At 56.9% G+C, this 17,818-nt stretch carries 14 protein-coding genes; 8 read left to right on the top strand and 6 right to left on the bottom strand.

All coding sequences use genetic code 11. From position 1 onward, the window contains the following. The first annotated feature begins 585 nt into the window (after positions 1-585). The 5 genes from HMPREF9141_RS02870 (at position 586) to HMPREF9141_RS02850 (ending at position 8,242) form a co-directional block, all read left to right on the top strand. Positions 586-1,206, top strand: a complete 621-nt coding sequence (locus HMPREF9141_RS02870) for a DUF6621 family protein (protein WP_007366955.1) — start codon at positions 586-588, stop codon at positions 1,204-1,206. Positions 1,207-1,218: 12 nt separating this feature from the next. Beyond that, positions 1,219-2,457 (top strand): saccharopine dehydrogenase family protein, encoded by a 1,239-nt coding sequence (locus HMPREF9141_RS02865; RefSeq protein ID WP_007366954.1) that lies wholly within the window; start codon positions 1,219-1,221, stop codon positions 2,455-2,457. 4 nt (positions 2,458-2,461) lie between these two features. Continuing rightward, positions 2,462-2,779: a TfoX/Sxy family protein gene (locus HMPREF9141_RS02860; RefSeq protein ID WP_007366953.1), complete on the top strand. Its 318-nt coding sequence runs from the start codon at positions 2,462-2,464 to the stop codon at positions 2,777-2,779. A gap of 33 nt (positions 2,780-2,812) precedes the next feature. Further along, positions 2,813-3,838: a recombinase RecA gene (recA, locus tag HMPREF9141_RS02855; protein ID WP_007366952.1), complete on the top strand. Its 1,026-nt coding sequence runs from the start codon at positions 2,813-2,815 to the stop codon at positions 3,836-3,838. Positions 3,839-4,366: 528 nt separating this feature from the next. Then, a complete protein-coding gene (locus HMPREF9141_RS02850) occupies positions 4,367-8,242 on the top strand; it encodes a DEAD/DEAH box helicase (RefSeq protein WP_257009548.1) in 3,876 nt (1,291 codons plus the stop codon). 728 nt (positions 8,243-8,970) lie between these two features. Here HMPREF9141_RS02850 and HMPREF9141_RS02845 read toward each other — a convergent pair. The 6 genes from HMPREF9141_RS02845 to surE all read right to left on the bottom strand — a co-directional run bounded on the left by HMPREF9141_RS02845 (position 8,971) and on the right by surE (position 14,909). Continuing rightward, complete coding sequence (locus HMPREF9141_RS02845) at positions 8,971-9,333, bottom strand: GntR family transcriptional regulator (protein WP_007366949.1); 363 nt, start codon at positions 9,331-9,333, stop codon at positions 8,971-8,973. Between the two features lie 5 nt (positions 9,334-9,338). Then, entirely contained in the window at positions 9,339-10,142 is an 804-nt protein-coding gene (locus HMPREF9141_RS02840) for a hypothetical protein (protein ID WP_007366948.1), read from the bottom strand. A gap of 22 nt (positions 10,143-10,164) precedes the next feature. Continuing rightward, positions 10,165-10,893, bottom strand: a complete 729-nt coding sequence (locus HMPREF9141_RS02835; RefSeq protein WP_007366947.1) for a GIN domain-containing protein — start codon at positions 10,891-10,893, stop codon at positions 10,165-10,167. A 19-nt stretch (positions 10,894-10,912) separates the two neighbouring features. Next, positions 10,913-11,734: an ABC transporter ATP-binding protein gene (locus HMPREF9141_RS02830; RefSeq protein WP_007366946.1), complete on the bottom strand. Its 822-nt coding sequence runs from the start codon at positions 11,732-11,734 to the stop codon at positions 10,913-10,915. Between the two features lie 1,228 nt (positions 11,735-12,962). Then, positions 12,963-14,123 (bottom strand): lipid-A-disaccharide synthase, encoded by a 1,161-nt coding sequence (gene lpxB, locus HMPREF9141_RS02815; protein ID WP_007366942.1) that lies wholly within the window; start codon positions 14,121-14,123, stop codon positions 12,963-12,965. A 12-nt stretch (positions 14,124-14,135) separates the two neighbouring features. Further along, complete coding sequence (gene surE / locus HMPREF9141_RS02810) at positions 14,136-14,909, bottom strand: 5'/3'-nucleotidase SurE (RefSeq protein WP_007366941.1); 774 nt, start codon at positions 14,907-14,909, stop codon at positions 14,136-14,138. Positions 14,910-15,024: 115 nt separating this feature from the next. On the opposite strand from surE, the gene HMPREF9141_RS02805 reads away from it, so the two are divergent. From HMPREF9141_RS02805 to HMPREF9141_RS02795, 3 genes are all read left to right on the top strand, one after another. After that, positions 15,025-15,798 (top strand): ParA family protein, encoded by a 774-nt coding sequence (locus HMPREF9141_RS02805; RefSeq protein ID WP_007366940.1) that lies wholly within the window; start codon positions 15,025-15,027, stop codon positions 15,796-15,798. A 108-nt stretch (positions 15,799-15,906) separates the two neighbouring features. Further along, positions 15,907-16,812, top strand: coding sequence for a ParB/RepB/Spo0J family partition protein (locus HMPREF9141_RS02800; RefSeq protein ID WP_007366939.1), 906 nt, complete (start codon positions 15,907-15,909; stop codon positions 16,810-16,812). A gap of 204 nt (positions 16,813-17,016) precedes the next feature. Then, positions 17,017-17,796: a DUF5683 domain-containing protein gene (locus HMPREF9141_RS02795; protein WP_040554391.1), complete on the top strand. Its 780-nt coding sequence runs from the start codon at positions 17,017-17,019 to the stop codon at positions 17,794-17,796. Positions 17,797-17,818 lie beyond the last annotated feature (22 nt).

The following is a 17,818-nucleotide window of genomic DNA, read 5'->3' as shown; positions in this document are numbered from 1 at the left end:
TTTGAAGCCCAATCAGGCACCTTTTACGAATGGCTTAATAACCAGTTGATTGACTGCTGGTTACAAATCTGCTCTTTGCACGTGTTCTTTATATTTGCAGATGATTTGTTTGAAATTATGCAATGGTTTTTCAAAACCTTATCTGTCTTTTCAACGTATCAAAATGAAAAGGTCTTTGTATCAGGTGATGATGACAGAACAGGCAGTTGTCGGTCTGGCCATGTTTTTGTTGAATGAACCACTTCGGTTCTTCCGTTAAAGCTATATGGAAAGCATCCACGCATTGAACGAAAGACCCTTTTTTCTGCCGCCCTGTGGGCGGATCCGCCTGCGGAGGAGGCTCTGCGTAAGGACGGATGCCGATGAAACGCACGGCCGTATGGATTTTCCAATATCTCTGTCTGCTGCCCCTGTCCCTCTGCCTGCCGACTGTTCCTGCCTTCCCGCCTGTTGGCCTTGAATCGCCGGCCTGCGCTCCGTCTCTCCGGTCCGCCGGCCTCAGACTCCGTTTTTCTCCTCCTGCATGGAATCAAAAACGGCTGCATTTATTTTGCAGTTCGCTTGATTTAGTGTATCTTTGTGGCTATGAATGCACAGCAGGCACAGAATATACGTTGGAGTGAAAACATCATCATCGCAGACGGTGATTATATAGACCATGTCGCTTTCGACCTCATCGTGAACTTTGAGCGGATGCTGGACCGTCGGATTCCTGCCGCCGACTTTAGTCAGTGGGCTGTTGACATCGCTCTTGACGGACGGCTGAAGCCCGGTGACCACGAGACGCAGGTGGTTCTGCTGCACGACAGGAAGCACCTGAAGCTGGAGAACTTCGCCCCGTCCGACTATGAGAAGGAGCTGAACGGACAGGCTTTCAGGGACGCCCGTCTCGGCGAGTTCATCATCAACGCCATTGCCACGGGACATGAAGAGAGCGGGAAGGAGGCTGTCCTGCTCGATCTGCTGAATGTCCTTTGCAGTCATGAGGAGGTGAAACGCATCATGGTCGTGCCGGATGCAGAGGACAGCTCCCTGCTGCATTCCATTAAGAGAATCTTTGAGGAGGTCGATGATGAGCTGAAGCATGTCACGCTCTTTGCCATGCAGCCTGTCGAGGGCGGCAACTTCAGGCAGCAGATTCTGGGGTATTCGCTTCTGAATTCAATGGGCATCTCTTCTTCAGAAATAGACGGTAAGATAAAATAACAAGTAAGATAAATGGGAAAAGTTTTAATGATCGGTGCAGGTGGTGTGGCCACCGTAGCCGCTTTCAAGATCGTCCAGAACCGGGACGTGTTTACGGAGTTCATGATTGCCAGCCGCCGCAAGGAAAAGTGCGACGCACTGGTCAAGGCCATCCATGACAAGGGCTACAAGGCCGACATCAAGACCGCACAGGTGGATGCGGACGACGTGGAGCAGCTGAAGTCATTGTTCAGCGACTTCAAGCCTGAGCTGGTGATCAATCTCGCTCTGCCTTATCAGGATCTGACGATCATGGACGCCTGCCTGGCCTGCGGCTGCAACTATCTCGACACCGCCAACTACGAGCCGAAGGACGAAGCGCACTTCGAATACAGCTGGCAGTGGGCTTACAAGGACCGGTTCGAGAAGGCGGGACTGACGGCTATCCTCGGCTGCGGTTTCGATCCGGGTGTTTCGCAGGCTTATACTGCATACGCAGCAAAGCATCACTTTGATGAGATTCACTATCTCGATATTGTTGACTGCAACGCCGGCAATCACCACAAGGCGTTCGCCACGAATTTCAATCCGGAGATCAACATCCGTGAAATCACTCAGAAGGGACTTTACTATGAGGACGGCAAATGGATTGAGACAGAGCCGCTGGCTGTGCATCAGGATCTGACCTATCCGAACATCGGCCCCCGTGACTCTTATCTCATGCACCACGAGGAGCTGGAGTCACTGGTGAAGAATTATCCTACTATCAAGCGTGCCCGCTTCTGGATGACATTCGGCAAGCAGTACCTTACTTACCTCGACTGCATCCAGAACCTCGGCATGAGCCGTATCGACGAGATTGAATACGAAGCACCGTTGGCTGACGGCTCCGGCAAGACGGCGAAGGTGAAGATCGTGCCTCTGCAGTTCTTGAAGGCGGTGTTGCCTAACCCGCAGGACCTCGGCGAGAACTATGACGGCGAGACCTCCATCGGCTGCCGTATCCGTGGTATCAAGGATGGTAAGGAACAGACTTATTACATCTATAACAACTGTAAGCATCAGGATGCCTATAATGAGACAGGTATGCAGGGCGTGAGCTATACGACAGGCGTGCCGGCAATGGCTGGTGCAATGATGTTCTTCAAGGGACTGTGGCGCAAGCCAGGTGTATGGAACGTGGAGGACTTCGATCCGGATCCGTTCCTGGAGGTGCTCAATAAGCAGGGCCTGCCTTGGCATGAAGTGTTCGGCGGTGATTTAGAACTATAAGAAGATGGCTTGCTCTTTGGATTTTATCGAATTTGTCTGCAGTCAGATAGCTGCGGCAGGGACTGTGAGATACAGGAAAATGTTTGGCGGTTACATCATTTATGTTGACGAAAAGCCCGTCATCACAGCCTGCGACAATATACCTTACGTGAAAGAACACGAGGCGATCAAGCCGATGATGCTGTCTGCCGAACGTGGATTCCCCTACGAAGGTGCCAAGGAACACTACGTTTTAGATGTTTCAAGGTCTGATTTTGCAGTCAGGGTTGTCAAGACCTTAGCAGAGGTTTTGCCCTATCCAAAAAGCAGAAAGAAGAAATAATGTTTTATCAATCAAAAACGAGATATATAGTATATGGCAAAAGAAGATACAGGCGCTGCATCAGCTGCTGAGGGAAAACTGAAAGCCTTGCAGGCCGCGATGTCCAAGATAGAGAAAGACTTTGGGAAAGGGTCCATCATGCGGATGGGCGATGAACAGATAGAGCAGGTAGAGGTCATCCCTACGGGCAGTGTGGCCCTTGATACCGCACTCGGCGTGGGCGGTTATCCGCGTGGCCGCATCATCGAGATCTTCGGTCCGGAGAGTTCCGGTAAGACCACCCTCGCCATCCATGCCATCGCCGAGGCGCAGAAGCAGGGCGGCATCGCTGCCTTCATCGATGCCGAGCATGCCTTCGACCGTTTCTATGCGGAGAAGCTCGGCGTGGATGTGGATAACCTCTGGATTTCGCAGCCTGACAACGGCGAACAGGCTCTGGAGATTGCCGACCAGCTGATCCGCTCCTCCGCCATCGACATTCTTGTAATCGACTCCGTGGCGGCCCTCACGCCGAAGAAGGAGATCGAAGGCGACATGGGCGACTCTGCCGTCGGCCTGCAGGCACGCTTGATGAGTCAGGCTCTGCGCAAGCTCACCTCCACCATCTCAAAGACCAACACCTGTTGCATCTTCATCAACCAGTTGCGTGAGAAGATTGGTGTGATGTTCGGTAACCCAGAGACAACAACGGGTGGCAACGCCCTGAAGTTTTACAGTTCCGTCCGCCTTGATATCCGCCGTGTTACATCTATCAAGGACGGCGATCAGGTGATCGGTAACCAAGTTCGTGTAAAGGTTGTCAAGAACAAGGTAGCTCCTCCTTTCCGCAAGGCGGAGTTCGAGATAACCTTCGGTGAGGGAATCTCAAAGATCGGCGAGATCGTCGATCTGGGCGTGCAGTACGGCATCATCAAGAAGAGCGGCAGCTGGTTCAGCTATAAGGACACGAAGCTCGCCCAGGGCCGTGATGCCACCAAGACGATGATCAAGGACAATCCCGAACTGGCCGAGGAGCTGGAGGGACTGATCAAGGAGGCCATCTCGGCACAGACGAAATAAGCGCACGGAGCGTGTCGGGGATGTCAATTCTGCAGGGCAGACAACCCGTCTGTCCTGCCGTTTTGTGTCGGATGGTCCCGTGCGCTTTCTTCCTATATGGAACAGTAGTCAGGCATCCATCCATGGATGGCATAGGCGTTGTCTTTCATCAGTCTCTGCACATAACGTATCCTACCAGACATTGAGACACCCGTTCCCAAGGCTTGGGATTCCTGTTCCCAGGCATCGGGACTTCTGCTCCCAGGCATCGGGAATCGTGTTCCCGGGTGTCGGTATGACATCTGTTTGCAGGAATGAAGGCAGGAACAGTGCTCCTTTCGTGAATCCGGCCTTGTCTTTCTTTGCTTAAAGTACCATCATAATTTATTTTTTACTCCCATGTTACCGTTCTCTTCCCTTTCTTCCAATGAGCGTGCGCTTCTTATGCTGATGGCTTATTTTTATAGTGACAAGCTTACAGAAGGCAAGCTTAGGAATCTGTCAGCCATGATAATGTCCCCGGCTCTCTTTGAGCAGGTCTTTGTTTCGTTGAGGAAAAAGAAAGTCTTACGGGAAGAACTTAAATACTATTACAATGGTCCTAAGGTCTACCAGATAGGGAAGGAAATGGTGATACCGGCTGTCATCAGTCTTTTCAAGGCGGAAAACAAAAGGCTGTTGACCAGCATCCGTTCCGCTTATAATGCAGAACATAGATATGGTAAACCGGCATCGCTGGTCCGTCTGACAGCTTATTTTGCTGCGCCGACCGAACCGGAGGCGATAGAGTCGGCTTATGGGCAGACTGTTGATGATTTTTGCAGAAGCTGTTCCGTCCTGCTTTGTGACAAGGAGTATGCTTTGTTCTTCCAGTCTGTTTCTGACGATGTGTTCTCCGGAATTCTGAATCTCTCTCTCGGTGAAGCTTTGATACAGGATAAGGAGATTGACTGGGCTTATCTGAAAGGTCTTGTATCAGACTCCAGGAAGAATACGCTGCTTCAGAAGCGCACCCTGGAATCCGTTTTCGCATTCTATTATTATTTGGGGACCGGGGAATTCTGCATCGATCTTCATAAGTCCATTGTCAATCCTTTCAGTCTCCAGATAGCAGCCATTGAAGCTTTGTATAAAGGCGACAATGCTTTGGCTTACAAGCTCTACGCCAAGGCGATGGCGGCGAACAACAAGGTCGCTCCTCAGAAAGGGATCTTTTTGAATCCCGTTTCCAATTATTATTTCGCGCTCGCCGCTATCCTGACCAACACGGAGACTTCCCTGAAGAAAATCGAGACGATCGTGAAGCGGAACGGGGAAGGCGCTTACACGCCGACCTACTTCCTGGTATCGCCCCTGAAGGATTATTTCTGCGGGAAAACCGAGCCGGCAGTCTCCCCGTCGGCTTATCGGTCACTGCTCGACAGCTCCTATGGAAAGATGGTCCGCTGGCTTACCGGGAAGCTGTACAGCCGTCTCGGCATCCTCTCCGGCAAGGTGTCCAGGCCGCTCGAAAAGCCGAACTGGGCTTACCTGCGGCATGAAGCCGGTTTCCCGGAAGACGAGGGGCATGCCGGAGAGCTGCAGCGGAAGTTCGGCGGCTCCTCCGTGCTCGACCGGCTGGAGATAAAGTCGGTCTGGCAGCTCCGGCTGGAGACGCTCATTGCCGAGAACCAGGCCGGAAGCGGCAAGGACGAGCGGGACGGACGGGAGACGATGCTTGTCTACCTCATCCGCTATGGTACGATCGTCCCCATCCTCAAGCGGCGGCTGAAGAACGGCAGCTGGTCTGTGGGGAAGGAGCTGTCCGTGCGCGACCTGCTCAATCTCGACGACCCCTGTCTGGATGCCGCGGACCAGCGTGTCAGGGAAGGCATCTTCTCGTGGGAATACAGCATTTATGTAGACAAGTACATCCATCTCCTCGTCGGCTGCGACCATGTCTACACGGGTTCTGCCTATGAACTCCAGCCGGTGAAGGTACACAGCGAGAAACCTTACCTTATCATCGACAAGCGGAAGGACGGCTCTTTCGGGGTATCGACGAATGTCGAAGAACTGGAGAAAGGAGAGAAGAGTTCGTTTTTCTACAGGAAGAATACGGAAACGGACTATTCCGTGTTCATGCCTTCCGCCTTTGAATACAAGACCTACAAGAACATCCTCGCACAGCGGGTCTATCCGGCCGAGGCCGAGCCGCTGCTCGTCAGGCTGATCACGGCGATCGGCGGAAAGACGGAAATCCACTCCAACATGGTGGCGGAACTGGACGACCTGCAGCAGGTGCCTGTCCCGCCCTGCGTCACGCTGCGTGTCGGCCCTGCGGCAGACAACAGCTTCCAGCTTGCGGCGGTGGTGCGCGCTTCGGACAGTCTCCTCTTCGTTCCGGGAAAGGGGAACATCACCTCGATCGTCGAACAGGACGGCAGGAAGGTGCAGCTGGTACGCAACCTGAAGCAGGAGCGGAAGAGCATGACGGAGATCAGCCGGGAACTGGCCGCGCTGGACTTCCTTGAAGAGGACGAGGACTGGATGCCCGAGAGCATCACGGAGTCGGTGACGCTTCCTGTCCAGACGATGCTCCCTTTCATCCAGTGGTGCAAGGAGCACGGGGAGGTCTGTGTGCTGGAGTGGGCGGAAGGCTGCAAGGTGACCTTCCATCCGGGCATCAGCAGCAGTGCGGCGCACATAGCCTTCAAGTCGAAGAACAACTGGTTCGAGGTGGAGGGCGATGTCGAAATCAGCGACGGACAGGTCCTCTCGCTGCAGAAGCTGCTCGACCTGATGCACCGGAATGCCCGGCAGAAGTACATCCGCATCGGCGACAGCGAGTTCATCACGATCAGCAACCGGCTCTCGCATCTTCTGAAGCGGCTCGACACGGTGACGAACGAGAACCGTTCGCATCTGCAGATGGCACCGGCGGCGGTGTCCCTGCTGGGCGACGTGCTGGACGACGCCTCCCTGCACATCCGGCGTGACGGGGCGGTCGATGCCTTGCGCCGGCGCATCGAGGAGAGCAGCAGGCACGTCCCCGCCGTCCCCAGGACCCTGCAGGTACAGCTGCGCGACTATCAGGAGGAGGGATTCGAATGGATGTCGAAGCTGACGGCATGGGGGGCAGGGGTCTGCCTGGCTGACGACATGGGACTGGGCAAGACCCTCCAGACCATCACCCTGCTGCTCGAACAGCAGGAGAAAGGGGCCTCGCTGGTCGTCGCCCCGGCATCGGTCGTGCCCAACTGGCGCAACGAGCTCCGGCGGTTTGCCCCGACCTTGCAGGTAACGGTGCTCAACCAGAGCGGAGACCGCCCGGGCGACATCAAGGCGGCGAAGTCGGGCGAAGTCATCATCATCACCTATGCCCTGCTGAACATCCAGCAGGACGACCTCACGGACAGGGAGTGGAACGTCGTCTGCCTGGACGAGGCGCATACCATCAAGAATGCCAATACGAAGATGTCGAAGGCGGCCATGAAGCTGCAGGCGCAGCGCAAGGTCATTCTGACGGGTACGCCCATCCAGAACCACCTGGCGGAACTGTGGAACCTCTTCCAGTTCATCAATCCCGGTCTTCTGGGGAGTGCCGAACAGTTCAAGAAGAAGTTTATCCTGCCCATCGAGGGCGACAACGACAAGAGCCGCCAGAGCCAGCTCCGCAAGCTGATCTCGCCTTTCCTGCTGCGGCGGACGAAGAGCGAGGTCATCGACGAACTGCCTGCGAAGAACGAGATCAGGCTGCCGGTCGAACTGTCCTCCGACGAGATGGCGATGTATGAAGTCCGCAGGCGGGAGACGGAGGAAAAGGTGCGTGCCAACGCCGCCGACAAGGTGAGTACGCTGGCGGAGATCACCCGCCTGCGGCAGATGGCGTGCAGCTGTTCGCTGGTCGACAGGAAGTGGAAACTCCCCAGCAGCAAGGTGCTCGCCTTCATCGACCTGGCCGAGAGCCTGAACGACAGCGGCAACCGCGCCCTTGTCTTCAGCCAGTTCACGAGTTTCCTCGACGAGGTGAGACGGGCCATGGACAAGGCGCGGCTGCCTTATCTCTACCTTGACGGCAGTACGCCGATGGCGCAGCGTGAGAAGCTGGTGCAGGACTTCCAGACGGGCAGGTGTCCTTTCTTCCTGATCAGTCTGAAGGCCGGAGGACTGGGGCTGAACCTCACGGGGGCGAACTACGTCATCCATCTTGACCCCTGGTGGAATCCCGCCATCGAGCAGCAGGCCACCGACCGCGCCTACCGCATCGGGCAGAAGCAGGAGGTGACGGTCTACCATCTGATCAGCCAGCACACCATCGAGGAGAAGATCCTCCGGCTGCACCGGACGAAGCGCAATCTCTCCGATTCGCTCCTCGAAGGAACCGACATCTCGCACGCCATGACGCAGGAGGAGCTGCTCGAACTGCTGCAGGACAACAGATAGCCGTCCGCCGTGAGGGAAGCGGCAGGAAAAAGGTTCTTCCGTTGAATGCGCGGATGTTTTTTCGCATCGCTTCAACGGAAGAACCGAAGTGATCTGTTGAACAAAAACATGGCCAGGACGGTCAGCGGTCTGTTCTGTCATCATCTCCCGATGCAAAAACCTTTTCAATTTGATATGTTGGAAATACGGATAAGGTTTTGAAAAACCATTACATAATTTCAAACAAATCATCTGCAGATTAAAAAGAAACGTGTAGAAAGCAGGTTTGTAACCGGCAGTCAATCAACTGGTTATTAAGACGTTTGTAAAAGGTGCCTGATTGGGCTTCAAAAGGGCGTTGGTAACACGGCAATAGAGCACCGGTTGCATCCCGATCAGGCATCTTTCAGAAGCTAAAGGAGCATGTGTCAGCTTTGAGCCGCATAAAAATGTTTACAAACGCCGGTGATATGGGAATAAGTCGTTTGTGGAAGAAGGAAAGACAGACTGATGGACAGGCATTGTATCTGTCCGTCTTTTCTGCATTTTATCTTGCAGTCTGTTCTCCTTTGCAGGACCCTCTGCTTTCGGACAGTCATACCCTGCAAGTGCGTAAGCCTTTATTCTGTTTCCAGTCCATGTATTTAACGGAAGAACCGGAAAGAAGCCGGAGGAGCGGGCCGGTGGCCGGGCGACTGCGTTCCGGCCGTGCTCCTTTGGCTTCCTTGTCTGTTTCTTTCGGGAGGGGGTCACTGCCGCCGGGGCTTCGCCCACTCCTTCCCGATCTCTTCCAGGGTGATTCCCAAGAGTTCCATCTCGCGGAAGAGGGAGGGAAGCGTCTGGGAGAGGAAGGCCTTGCGGCGCGCCGTCATGATCTGTTCCCTTGCACCGTCCGAGACGTAGTAGCCCAGTCCGCGCCGGATGTAGATGATTCCCTCACGGGCAAGCAGCTCGTATGACTTCACGGCGGTGTTGGTGTTCACCTGCAGCATGACGGCATACTCCCGGACGGACGGTATGCGGTCGTCGGTCTTGTAGGTCCCGGCAATGATCTCGTCGCACAGACGGTCTGCCATCTGTTCATAGATGGCCTTGTTATCCTCGAATTTCATACTGTTCAGATGTTTATCCAGCGGTTGTTGATTACTTGCATGCGTGTATAGAGTCTGTACGCTCCCCAGTACGCCAGCAGGATGATCGCCCCGCAGATGATGTTGCTGAGGAGGATGTACCGTGGGGAGTCCGGCAGATAGACGACGTAATCCGTGTTGGCTTGAATCAGGTAGGCGGCGAGCGTGATGCCTGCCACGGCGAGAATCCCGATGAGGGTCATTGCCGCCAGGGTCTTCAGCCATGCGCTCTTGCGGAAGAGCATGCCGCCCAGGATGGCAAAGGCGTTGAACAGCAGCATGCCTTCCAGCTTCGCCCATAGCGGCGACGGCCCCGTGCCCGTCAGAAAGAACCCGGGCATCATGCCGATGAGGGAGGCTCTTCCGCCGTGGTGGATGAGCATGTTGAGCAGCTGCTGCGCGCAGTCTGCCGCCAGGAGCGCCGCCAGGATGGCGGCGGGGAAGACGAGCGTGACGAGCAGTATCCGTGCGAGGAATTTCTCGAGGTTCGTGGCGGGGAGCATCATCTCGCTGATGCGGGCCTGACGGGTCGACAGGTCTTTGATGACCATGGTGGCGATGACGAAGAACGCCACGAGGCAGATGGCCTTGATGAGCCCCTGTGCGCCGGCGATCCGCCATGCCATGTCATCATGCGACAGGGCCGTCCAGTTGAAAGGCTGGCTGTCCAGCATGACGATGATGAAGAAGGTGATGGCGAAGCCCAGGAAGGTGTTGGACAGTGAGCGGCGGCGCACGAGGATGAGGCGGCCTGTTACTTTTCCGAAGCGGTTCAGATCAAATTTTTTCATATTTTCTTTTCCTCCTTGTTCTTTATTTCGTTCTTGTTGTGTGGTCGGTGATTCCGCCGTTCCCTGTCACGTTCTGCTGTACGGGCCGGCGGGTCGTCCCCGTGAGCTTGATGCCGGCATTGCCCGACACGTCGAAGGATGCGGTGTCTGTCCTGTCGAAGTTCACTTCCATGCCGGCGTTCCCGCTGATGTCGAAGGCGGCACGGCGGGCGGTGAGGTTCTGGAATTTCACTCCGGCATTGCCCGACAGCTCCATGTCGAACTGTCCCACCGTCATCCGGTGTGCCTTGACGGCGGAGTTGCCTTCGATGTCGAGGCTGAGCCTGTCGAGCGTGACGGAATCGGGGAAGACCAGCAGGCCGTTGCCGTCCTGGCTGATCTGCGTGAGGGTGGGGGAGGTGATGTACACCTTGACGGTGTTGTCTCCCTGATGGGAACTGCTGAAGTAGATGATGTCTTTCGCACGGGCCTCGTCTGTGCTGTAAACGTTCAGGACGTGGTTCTTCACGCTCACCTTCATGCCCCGGAGCAGCTTTTCCTTCCCTTCAAGTCTTACGCCGGGCTTCTTGCCCTGCAGGAAGTAGACGGCCATGTTCCCGTCCAGTTGCACGCGGTCGAAGTCGGCGGCGGGCATGGTCTTCCTGACGGTCGGGCCGTAGTCGGCCTTTTTCATGAGACAGGAACTGAGCGGCAGCGTGCAGGCTGCCATGGACAGCAGGGCTGTGAGGATGTGGATGGATGGTCTTTTCATAGGTGTGTCCTCCTTGTTTTTATTTTAGTTTTCCCGATGTGACGGCGTTGAACAGCAGTTCCAGGTTGATGACGGTCTCGCCGTCGCCCTCTCTGCGGCGCGTGATGACATGATTGCCTTGTACGGACGGCTCGGCATAGAGCACGGTGTCGTCCATCTCGGCGGGCTGCCGGATGCCGAAGCTGTAAGTCTCCATGACCTCCTCCGTCGATGCGTCGAGCAGCAGCCGGGAGTTGTCGAGGATGAGGATATGGTCCAGCAGCTGCTCGATGTCGTGTACCTGATGGGTGGAGATGATGAGCGACGAGCCGTCGGCCATGTTGCCGGCGACGACCTTCCGGAAGCCCGCCTTGGAGGGGATGTCCAGGCCGTTGGTCGGTTCGTCCATCAGGAGCAGCCGGCAGCCTGTGGCGAGGGCGAAGCTCATGTAGACCTTCTTCTTCTGTCCCATGGAGAGCTGTTTCATGTCTACTTCCCCCGGCATCTCGAAGTCGGACAGGCATTTCCGGAGGATCTCCCGGCTGAAGCGGGGATAGAAATCCTCGTGGATTTTCGTGTAGCTTTCGAGGCTCATGTCGGGGAGGTCGTATTCCTCGGGCACGAGATACAGCTCCTGGAGCATTTCCGGATGGCGGCGGCCGGCGTCGAATCCGTTTACGGTGATGCTGCCTTTCTGCGGCTTCAGAAGTCCTGCTGTCAGGTAGAGCAGTGTGCTCTTGCCCATTCCGTTCTTGCCCAGCAGGCCGTAGATGCGGCTTTCGTCGAGCCGGAGGCTGAGGCCGTCAAACACGTTGTGCTTGCTTCCCCGGTAGCCGAAGGTGAGGTTGTTTGCTTGAATCATTTGGCTTTTTCTTTTAAGGGTCTTGTTTCTGTTGCTTGTCTGTTCTCTTTCGGACAGTCAGTATATGTGTACTGTTTCGATATTACACTGCAAATGTAGGACGATTATTTGATACCTGCAAGTTTTTCGGCGGAAAAAACAGGATGAAAGGCGATTTTCCTTCATTTTTCTTTTCCTGCTTCTTTGTGTCCGGATTCTCTCCGGAGGTGTCGGAACAGTCCTCCATGAAGGGATAACAGCTTTCATTACAGACACCTGCCTATCTCTTCAGACTGCCGGAAAAGCCCCCCTGCACAGGCTGTTCCCGTTCGGAGACAGGATGCCGGATCTTTCCCCTTTTCTTTCTCTCTCCTCCCTTTCTTTCCTTCTCCGGAGGGGTCTGATGCGTTCCCTTTCTGTCTTCTCTGTTCTCTTAGCCTTCCTCCAAGTGGACAGTAGTTTAATCAATTCATCCTCTGTCTTCTCTGTTCTCTTAGTCTTCCTCCAAGTCCTCTCCAAGTTCCCCAAAATCCTCCCCGAGTTCCCCTCCAATTCTCCTCAAGAGCCGTCTGGCGCATTGCCGAGAACTTCTTCTACTCCCCGTTCTCTTCAAGTTCTCTCTCCGTTCTCTTCAAGTTCTCTCTCTCCGTTTTCTTCAAGTTCTCTCTCCGCTCTCCATCCTCTTCTCTCCAAGACCCTCCACGTTCTCTCCTCTCCGTGCCTCCGTGTATCCGTGTGAAACAAAGTCCGATGGAAAAGACGGGAGGGGTCAGCACCCGATTCCGACCGAGAGCGGCTGTCATGTGAAAAGAAAAACCGCTATCAAAGAGCTGACAACTCGATGATAGCGGTGGTTTTGATGTTTATGGGGGAAGCTGCCAGCAGGAAGGGGGGCTTTTCTGGATCCTGAGTGATGGCACATCCTCTACGGGTGAGGCCGTCTTCCGGCAGGAAGTCCTGTCATGCGTATGAGGGAAGCACGGCGCAGCCTGCCTGGAAGGTGCCGTAAAGAATCCTCCTGACATCCGCTTAGGAACGGCAATAAGTTCTGAAACGGTCTGCCGTCATTCCTGACATTCCCGGCAGTCGGCTGACATACAGCGCACTGTGGGCTGGCGGTGCATGCCGGGAGTGGCAGCAGATCCGTTTCTTGTTCCGGCCGGATCGGGGGACGGCGCCGCACCGGTGTGACCTTGTCTGGAACGGCCAGGAAAGGCGGAACGCCCCCGTCAGACCGCTTTCCGCCGGCTCATTCCCTCCGTTCTTCCGCCTGTCTGCCCGACAGCAGTTCCACCATGATCCTCGCCGCATTGTCCGGTGCCACCTCGTCGCCCAGCCGCTCGCGTACGAGCCGGTATCCGGCAAGCATACGGTCCCGTCCGGGCTGTCCGGGGAGAATGCGGTAAAGTTCGTTGGCGATGTTGCGGATGGAGAAGCGGTCGGCAAGAAGTTCCTGCACGATCTCCCTGTCGGCAATGAGGTTGACGAGCGAGATGAACCGCACCTTGATGATGTGCCGGAAGGCGAAGCGGATGAGCTTCGGCACCGGTGTCTCGTAGCACACCACCTGCGGGACGTCCAGCAGGGCGGTCTCCAGCGTCGCCGTACCGCTGGTGACGAGGGCGGCGGTGGCGTGGGCGAGAAGCTCGTAGGTCTGCATCTGCACCATCTTCGCCTCGGTCTGTCCCATGAACTTCCGGTAGTAGGCTTCGCCGATGGACGGTGCCGCCGCCACCACCATCTGGTAGTCGGCGAAGTGGCGGGCCGCCTCGAGCATCGCGGGCAGGTTGTCCTTTATCTCCTGCTTCCTGCTTCCTGCCAGGAGGGCGATGACGGGCTTGGCGGACAGGCCGTTGCGCCGGCAGAACTCATCCTTCGTCTCCGTATAGACGTGGCGGAAGTTGTCTACCTCCTCGGCGGTGGGATTGCCGACGTAGTGTATCTTGCAGTGGTGTTTCTGCTCATAGAAAGGCACTTCAAACGGCAGGATGGAGAACAGCTCCTTCACGTCGCGCCGGATGGCCTTGATGCGCCACTCCTTCCAGGCCCATATCTTCGGCGAGATGTAGTAATAGACGGGTATCGCCGTGCGCTTCCTGACGAATTTGGCGATGCTGAGGTTGAAGCCCGGGTAGTCGACGAGGATGACGACGTCCGGCTTCCACCGCACGATGTCCTCCTTGCACATCTTCATGTTCCTGAAGATGGCGGGCAGGTGCAGCAGCACCGGGACGAATCCCATGTAGGCCAGTTCACGGTAATGCTTCACCCGGGTCCCCCCGGCTTTCGTCATCAGGTCGCCCCCGAAGAAGCGGAACTCCGCCTCCGGGTCGTACAGCCGGAGCGACTGCATGAGCCGTGAGGCGTGCAGGTCGCCGGAGGCTTCGCCGGCTATCAGGTAATACTTCATTGCATCAGTGGCTTAAAGGGTTTCCCATGTTTTCATCCTGCCGAGCGCCTCGAAGTCGGTCACGTCGATCTTCGTCGGCGTGACGGCGACATAGCCGTGCTCCAGCGCCCAGCGGTCGGTGTCGGTCGCTTCCGGCTCGTCGTTCCGGTAGTGTCCCGTCATCCAGTAATAGTCGAACCCGCGGGGATGCCTACACGGCACCACCTCGTTGGTCCAGCTGCCGAACCCCATGCGGCAGACCTTCAGCCCGGCGAACGGTTCCGCCTTGGGGAAGTTCACGTTCAGGCAGACCCCTTTCGGCAGTCCTTCGGCAAGCACCTTGCTGACGATCCGCCGCACGTAGCCGCGCAGGTAGGAGAGGTCGGCGCCGGGGTCGTAGTCGCAGCTCGAGAAGGCGATGGAGGGGATGTACTTCATGCAGCCCTCGTACGCGATGCCCATCGTCCCGCTGTAATGGTTGTTCACCGAGGAGTTGTCGCCGTGGTTGATGCCGCCGAGGATGAGGTCGGGGCGGCGGCCGGTGAAGATGCGGTCCAGTGCCAGCTTCACGCAGTCGACAGGAGTCCCCGTACACGACCACACCTCGCAGTCCGGGATGTTGTGCCGTCTCTTCAGCAGCAGATAGTCGACGACGGAGAAGGCGCACGAGAAGCCGGAGCGGGCGGCCTCCGGGGCGCAGACGACGATGTCGGCGAAGTCGGAGAGGAAGGAGACGAGGGTGCGGATGCCGTTGGAGTGGTATCCGTCGTCGTTGGAGATAAGTATGAGCGGTTTCTTGGAATTCATAATTTTTGTTTTGATTCTCGTGCAAAAGTACGAAAAAAGGTTCACAAAGCCTGTCTGTCTCGTATAAAATATGTATCTTTGTACCCTAATAAACGTATTTGGATTAAATAGAAAAATGGGAAAGATTATCGCACTCGCCAACCAGAAGGGCGGCGTCGGAAAGACGACCACCACCATCAACCTGGCGGCTTCGCTGGCGACGCTCGAGAAGACCGTGCTGGTGATTGACGCCGATCCGCAGGCCAACGCATCCAGCGGCCTGGGGGTGGACATCAAGGAGGTGGACTGTTCGCTTTACGAATGTATCATTGACCATGCCGACATAAAAGATGCCATCTATACCACCGACATCGAGGGGCTGGACATCGTGCCGAGCCACATCGACCTCGTCGGCGCCGAGATCGAGATGCTGAAGATCAACGGCCGTGAGAAGGTGATGAGCGACCTGCTCGCCTCTGTCCGGGATGACTACGATTACATCCTGATAGACTGCAGTCCGTCGCTCGGACTGATCACCGTCAACGCGCTGACGGCCGCCGACTCCGTGATCATCCCCGTGCAGTGCGAGTATTTCGCGCTCGAGGGCATCAGCAAGCTGCTGAACACCATCAAGATCATCAAGAGCAAGCTGAATCCGAAGCTGGAGATCGAGGGCTTTCTGCTGACGATGTACGACAGCCGTCTGCGCCTTGCCCGCCAGATCTACGACGAGGTGAAACGCCATTTCCAGGAACTGGTGTTCAAGGCGGTCATCCAGCGCAACGTGAAGCTCTCGGAGAGCCCGAGCCACGGCCTGCCGGTCATCCTCTATGATGCCGACTCCACGGGAGCCAAGAACCACCTCTGCCTGGCAAAGGAAATCATCGAAAAGAACAAGGAATCAAGGTAAAGACAAGGGCAGGCAGCACACGGGCAGGCAGCAGAATCCAAGCCCCCCGGTCCTTTTATCATCGCTTATTCTCGCCCATCCCCGCCTACCCACCAATCAAAAGAACACATGGCCGTACACAAGAAATACAACCGCAATGCGAAGACCAACGCCCTCGGGCGCGGCCTGGACGCATTGATCTCGACAGAATCAGTCAGCACACAGGGCAGCTCTACCATCAACGAGGTAGCCCTGGACCAGATAGAAGCCAATCCCAACCAGCCGCGGCGGGAGTTCGATCCCGTCGCCCTGGAGGAACTGGCAAACAGCATCCGCGAACTGGGACTCGTCCAGCCCATCACGCTCCGGCAGACCGACGAGAACCGGTTTCAGATCATCGCCGGAGAACGCCGGTGGCGGGCCAGCCAGCTGGCAGGCCTGACCGCCATCCCCGCCTACATCCGCACCATCAAGGACGAGAGCGTGATGGAACTGGCGCTGGTGGAGAACATCCAGCGCGAGGATCTGAACGCCATCGAGATCGCCCTTGCCTACGAGCATCTGCTCGAGAAGAGCGGCATGACGCAGGAGCGTGTGGCGGAGCGTGTCGGAAAGAGCCGCGCCGCCATCGCCAACTACCTGCGCCTGCTGAAGCTCCCGGCACAGGTGCAGATGGGACTGCAGAAGAAGGAGATCGACATGGGGCACGCCCGTGCCCTGCTCTCGCTGTCCAGTCCGTCGCTCCAGCTGAAGCTCTACCGCGAAATCCTCAAGAACGGTTACAGCGTCCGGAGGGTAGAGGAGCTGTGCCAGCAGCTCAACAGCGGCGAAGACATCCAGACAGCCAAGAAGAAGATCGCCGCGCGCACCCGCCTGCCCGAGGAGTTCAATCTCCTCAAGCAGCGGCTCTCCGCTTTCTTCGACACGAAGGTGCAGATGAGCTGCAACGCCAGCGGGAAGGGCAAGATCAGCATTCCGTTCGCCTCCGAAGAGGAACTGCTCCACATCATGGAGGTGATGGACAAGATGAAGTAGCCGCCCCGGTACGTGGCATGAATACAGATGAACAGACGGCAAGTCACGCAGGCCGCCGGCTCCCGGCCGCCGGGAACAGGAGTACCGGCCGCCGGGAACAGGAGTACCAGCCGTTGGGAACAGGAGTACCGGCCGCCGGGAACGGCATTCCCGGCCGCCGGGGACGGAAAGAGCGGCGACTTGCACGAAGACAACAGGGTAGTGATGAAATTGAATGATAGGATCCGCAGAGGGCTGATGGCCGCCTGCATGCTTGCCGGCGCGGCGGCTGCACAGGCGCAGGTGCTGACGCGGGACACGGTGAAGGTGGTCTATCCCGGCGACTCGGCAGTCGTCGAGGTGCCCGGTTCGCAGGACCGGTACATGGAAGAGAAGTCCGTCCTCCCCCCCGGCGATGAGGGAAAGCTCACCGCCGTGCTTCGGAAGGACGGCCTCGGCGCGGCGGGGAAGACGGGACGCGACTGGGCAAAGTGGCGCCCCAGCCCCAAGCGGGCGCTCTGGCTGGCGCTCGTCCTGCCGGGGGCGGGGCAGGTCTACAACCGCAAGTACTGGAAGCTGCCCATCTTCTACGGGGGCTTCGTGGGCTGCATCTATGCCATGACGTGGAACAACCAGATGTACCACGACTATGCCCAGGCCTACATCGACATCATGGACAACGACCCGGCGACGCAGAGCTACAACAGCTTCCTGCATCTCGGGACGACCATCACCCCGGCCAACGAAGAGCGGTACAAGAGCATCTTCAAGCAGCGCAAGGACCGCTACCGCCGCTGGCGCGACCTGAGTGTCTTCACCACCATCGCCGTCTATGCGCTGTCCGTCATCGATGCGTATGTGGACGCCTCGCTGTCCGACTTCGACATCTCGGACGACCTGTCGCTGCACATCGCCCCGGCGGTCATCCCCGACAGGAGCATCGTCACGCCCGGCGGCGCTTTCCGCTCGCCGGCCATCGGCGTGGGATGCAGCCTGACATTCTGAACAGCAGCGCACGGAATCCGTG

Origin of the sequence: Prevotella multiformis DSM 16608, assembly GCF_000191065.1 — a bacterium.
GTDB lineage: Bacteria > Bacteroidota > Bacteroidia > Bacteroidales > Bacteroidaceae > Prevotella > Prevotella multiformis.
Note: the sequence above shows the minus strand (reverse complement) of the source record. Positions and strands in the feature narration are given on the sequence as shown.